Source organism: Actinacidiphila sp. bgisy167 (assembly GCF_057707665.1).
In genome coordinates this window covers 1-4,299 of record NZ_JBYIQP010000163.1, presented here as the reverse complement: position 1 = coordinate 4,299, position 4,299 = coordinate 1, and the positions used below count along the sequence as shown (strand labels likewise).

Genomic DNA, 4,299 nt, shown 5'->3' with positions numbered 1-4,299 from the left:
CCCCCCCCCCCCCCCCCCCCCCCCCCCTCCCCCCCCCCCCCCCCCCCCCCCCCCCCCCACCCCCCCCCCCCCCCCCCCCCCCCCCCCCCCGCCCCCCCCCCCCTCCCCCCCCCCCCCCCCCCCCCCCCCCCCCCCGTTGCCGTCCGAGCACACGGGACGAGGGGGCGGCGCGATGCGGCGTCGCCCCCCATGGGAACGCCGCCTGACCGAGCAGGCCGGCACCGGCAGCTGGCCGATCACGATGTCGGCACGCCTGCCGATGCGGTCGGCGATGAGACCCGTCGGCAACTCCGCGAGCCCGCCGACCAGGTGGAGCAGTGTCGGCTGCGTGCAGGCCAATCGCCCGGACGGAAGCGCGTCCAGCGGAATGCGCGCACGCGCGGACCTCGTACGGCCGGGTCGCAGCGGATGCGGTCCGGGACTACCTGGAACGGCGGCGAGTCGCCATGCTGCCCGGCCTGATCACCAGCGCATCGGCTTCCGGCCCGGCGCGACCGGCCGGTGGTTCCTGGTCGGTCCGCCCCTCACACATCCCTCCCCGCGAGCCGCGACCCGGCGGGCGTGCGCCGGTACAGCACCGTCCGCCCCGATCGGGAGCGGGTCACCAGACCGGCCCGGAGCAGCACGCCCAGGTGGTACGAGACCGTGGCGGCGCTCAGGAAGTGGCGGGCCGCCAGCTGCGTGGTGGACGCCGGCCGGGCCACCGCCCCGAGCAGCCCCGCGCGGGTGGGGCCCAGCAGCCGGGCCAGCTCGGCGGACGGCGGCGTGGGCGCCGAAGGACGGTCCCGTACCGGGTAGGCCAACATCGGCGGCCGCAGCCGTCCGCCGCGCACCGGGTCCACGGCGACCCCCGGCCCCACCGCCACCAGCGACGGCACCACGATCACCAGCGGAACGCCGAGCCGCACCGTGAAGCGGCTGTCGACGCGCAGGGTGCTGTCGGCCCAGCGGATGCCCGGGTGCAGCGAGTTGAACATCTCGGCGGCGCCCTGCCGGGCCAGTACCCCCGCACACCGGTCGACCTCCGCGTCGAGCGCGGCCTTGGCTTCGGGCCAGTGCGGGGCGAAGGCGAGCTCCCAGTATCTGCGCAGCTCCTCCGCGACCTGCCGGGCGACGTGCCCCCCGCCCCGGGCCATGGCGCGCCGCACGCCGGGCGGCAGCTCCACCCCTTCCAGCCCGGCACGGGGGCGGCCGTCACGCAGCGCTGCCAGCTCCCCGAGCACGCGGTCGGGCGGTGTGGCGCGCACGCGCTCCAACTCCTCCTCGACGGTCGGCGAAGGACCGTTCGGGTGCGGACTGAGGAAGTCGGGTAAGTAGCCGCCCCCGTCGAGCGCGAGTTCCGACAACAGCGGAAGCTGCGCGCGGCGCAGCACGCGGCGGGCGCGCGCCACCCAGGCAGCGGCTGAGGGGTCCGGGTGCAGCCCCCACGGCAGCAACGTCGCCGCTACCTCGTTCAGCGGCGAGACCGCGAAGCGGGATTCGGCCAGACCGGCGGCGTCCACGATCAGTTCGATCATCCTGTCCCTGCCACTCCCCACCCCGGTCCTTTCGAACGTGATCGAATCGTGGCACGGACTCTCGCCCCGGTGAGCCCCCTTCGCGCAGTCTGATGCCCCGACGAACGGCAGGGACCCGAGGACACCGGAAGGCGGGGGCGTGCGATGCGGTCGAAGCGCAGGGCCGGAACGGCACGGGGAACGCGGAGGTCCGGAGCACGGGGCGCGGCGGTACTTGCCGCCGCCGGCCTGCTGATGGTGTCAGGCACCTGTACGTCGTCGGCCCAGGACCGGGGCACCGCGGGGCCGGCCGGGGGGAGCGGGGGGCTCTCCGGCGCCGCGGCCTGCCCCGGTCCGGAGGGCTTCACCTGCGCCACGCTGACCGTTCCGCTGGACCACAGCGGAGCGGTGCGGGGCCGGCTCGGTCTGAAGGTCGCCATGGGGGACAACGCGGATGCCCCCAGGGGCGTCCTGCTGTTCCTCACCGGTGGCCCCGGACAGCCGGGTGTCCCCTACGTGGGACGCATCTCCCAGGCCATGGCGCCGGTGCTCAAGGACTACCGCCTCGTCATGATCGACCAGCGGGGTACCGGCGGCGGCGCGCTGCAGTGCCCCGACCTGCAGGCGCAGATGGGATCGTCCGACCTCACACCGCCCACCCCGGACGCGGTGCGGGACTGCGCCGCGGCCATCGGCCCGAACCGCCGCTTCCACTCCACCGGCGACACGGTCGCCGACCTGGAACTGCTGCGGCGTGCGCTGGGCGTGAAGAAGATGACCCTCGACGGCGTCTCGTACGGCACGTACACCGCAGAGCGCTACGCCCTCGCCCACCCAGGGCGCGTGGCCCGGTTGGTGCTGGACTCGGTGGTGCCGCAGACCGGTTACGACCCGATGGCCCTGGTCCCCATGCAGGCCGCGCCGCGTGTGCTGAAGGAGGCGTGCGAGAGCGTCGGCTGCACCACGGACCCGGTGGCGGACCTCGCCAAGGTCGTGGCCACGTACGGCAACGGCGTCGACGTTTTGGACGCGATCACCACCTGGGGGTTCGTCGACCCGAACTACGCGGCCGTGATCGACGCCCTCCACCAGGCCGCCGAGGGCGACCTCGGACGGCTGAACGGCCTTATCCAGGGCACACGTCAGGGCAACGCGGCAGCCCCGGAGGAGGTCAGCCAGGGACTCCACGCCGCGACGCTGTGCCTCGACGGCCGCTATCCCTGGGGCCGTTCGGACGCTCCGCTCACCGGCCGCCGGGACGCCCTGAAGAAGGCGGGCGCCGAGCTCACCCCGGCGGACTACGGCCCCTTCGACGCCGCCACGGCGACGGGCCTCGGCTCCATGCTCAGCTGCGTCGACTGGCCCCGCACCCCTGCCCCGCCGCTGCCTCCCGACCACCGCCGCCTCCCCGGCGTGCCGGTGCTGCTGCTCGGCGGGGACGGGGACCTGTCGACGCCCGTGGAGTGGCTGTACGACCAGAGGAAACTGACCCCGCGCGCCAAGGTCGTCGTGGTCCGCGGCGCCGCCCATTCCGTGCAGAGCCGGGCGGCGAGCGACGAGGGCCGCCAGGCGGTCCACGACTTCCTCCTCGGACGCTGAGTCCGGTGCCGTCGGACGCGGTGCCCCGGGTCTCGCAGGCCCGGCCGGCGCCGACGCGGCGCCGTCGCCCGCGGTGAGAAGCGCATCCGCTGGGGCGGGTACCCGCTCGCCCCAGCGGTCTGCTGTCCCGCGGACCTACGCGTTCACCGGACTAGCGAGCCAGGTGCCGGAACCAGAGGGCGTTGTGGCCGTCTCCAGCGCAGTAGTAGTACTCGTCCCAGTAATTGGGGTAGTCCTGTGCCGCGTTGAGGGCGTCCCTCGTCTGCACGCACATCGTGTCGGACGGATAGACGGCAATGAGGGTGTTGACGCGACGGGGTTCGAGACCGGTGCCGTCGGCAGACGCCTGAGGCGCGCTCACCGCTGCCGCCGCCGCGACCGCCATGCCCATGGCGGCCACCGACACCAACATCCTTGCATTCTTCCGAATCACCGTTGCTCCTCGGCGTTGACTGTGCACATCTGGTCTAGTAATTGGCGCGCCGGAACCAGAGCGCGTTGTGGCCGCTTCCGCCGCAGTAGTGATACTCGTCGCGAGAGTTCGGATAGCCGCTCGCCGCATTGAGCGCGTCCCTGCTCTCGACGCAGAGGGTGTCCGTGGGGAAGGTGGTGATCCACACGTTGACATGATCGGGGGCGTATCCGGCCGCCGCCGGAGTGGCACTCACGGCCATCGTCGCCGCAACCGTCATTCCCAGGACCGCAGCCGCAGTCCATGTTCGTGCTTTTCTCGGTGTCATCGCGATCTCTCCTCAAGGGATTGGGGATATTCGGGCGCAGGTGCGTCAGAATCTTCCGGAATTCCTAGCGGTAGTGCCGGAGCCAGAGCACGTTGTAACCGGACCCGCCGCAGTAGTAGTACTCATCGGTCGCGTTGGGGTAGTACTGCGCGTTGAGATAGTTCCTCGTCGATGCAGATGGTGTCCGTCGGGTAGGTGTAGACGTAGTCGTTGACAAGACGGCCCGAGCCCTGATCGGCGTATGCGGGAGTCGTGCCCACGGTCATCGTCGCGACCGCGATTCCCAGGGCCGCGGCGGACGCCAGTTTCCCTGCTTTTCTCGACAGCGTCGTCGATCCTTCCGTTCTTTCCGGTGCACGTCGGGTGATGTGATTCATGTGCGCCGGCGGAAACCGGTTTTGTTTCCTCTGGGCGACGACGCGACTCTATGCGAATGAGAACCGTGATGGGCTTCCGTTACGCGT

General features: G+C 72.4%; 5 protein-coding genes. 1 reads left to right on the top strand and 4 read right to left on the bottom strand.

Translation table 11 applies throughout. The annotated features are described in order from the left end of the window. Nucleotides 1-524 precede the first annotated feature (524 nt). The gene (locus AC3ET4_RS30355) at nt 525-1,517 is read right to left on the bottom strand and encodes an ArsR/SmtB family transcription factor (protein ID WP_431955114.1); all 993 of its coding nucleotides are present in this window, start codon (nt 1,515-1,517) and stop codon (nt 525-527) included. A gap of 234 nt (nt 1,518-1,751) precedes the next feature. Here AC3ET4_RS30355 and AC3ET4_RS30350 point away from each other — a divergent pair, with 234 nt between their 5' ends. Then, nucleotides 1,752-3,095, top strand: a complete 1,344-nt coding sequence (locus AC3ET4_RS30350) for an alpha/beta fold hydrolase (protein ID WP_431955112.1) — start codon at nt 1,752-1,754, stop codon at nt 3,093-3,095. Nucleotides 3,096-3,246: 151 nt separating this feature from the next. Here the strand turns inward: AC3ET4_RS30350 and AC3ET4_RS30345 are convergent, their stop codons facing one another. The 3 genes from AC3ET4_RS30345 to AC3ET4_RS30335 form a co-directional block, all read right to left on the bottom strand. Continuing rightward, complete coding sequence (locus tag AC3ET4_RS30345; protein ID WP_431955110.1) at nt 3,247-3,507, bottom strand: hypothetical protein; 261 nt, start codon at nt 3,505-3,507, stop codon at nt 3,247-3,249. A 55-nt stretch (nt 3,508-3,562) separates the two neighbouring features. Continuing rightward, on the bottom strand, nt 3,563-3,763 hold the full coding sequence (locus AC3ET4_RS30340; protein ID WP_431955108.1) for a hypothetical protein: 201 nt from the start codon (nt 3,761-3,763) through the stop codon (nt 3,563-3,565). Nucleotides 3,764-3,957: 194 nt separating this feature from the next. Further along, nucleotides 3,958-4,212 (bottom strand): hypothetical protein, encoded by a 255-nt coding sequence (locus tag AC3ET4_RS30335; RefSeq protein ID WP_431955106.1) that lies wholly within the window; start codon nt 4,210-4,212, stop codon nt 3,958-3,960. Between the last annotated feature and the right edge of the window lie 87 nt (nt 4,213-4,299).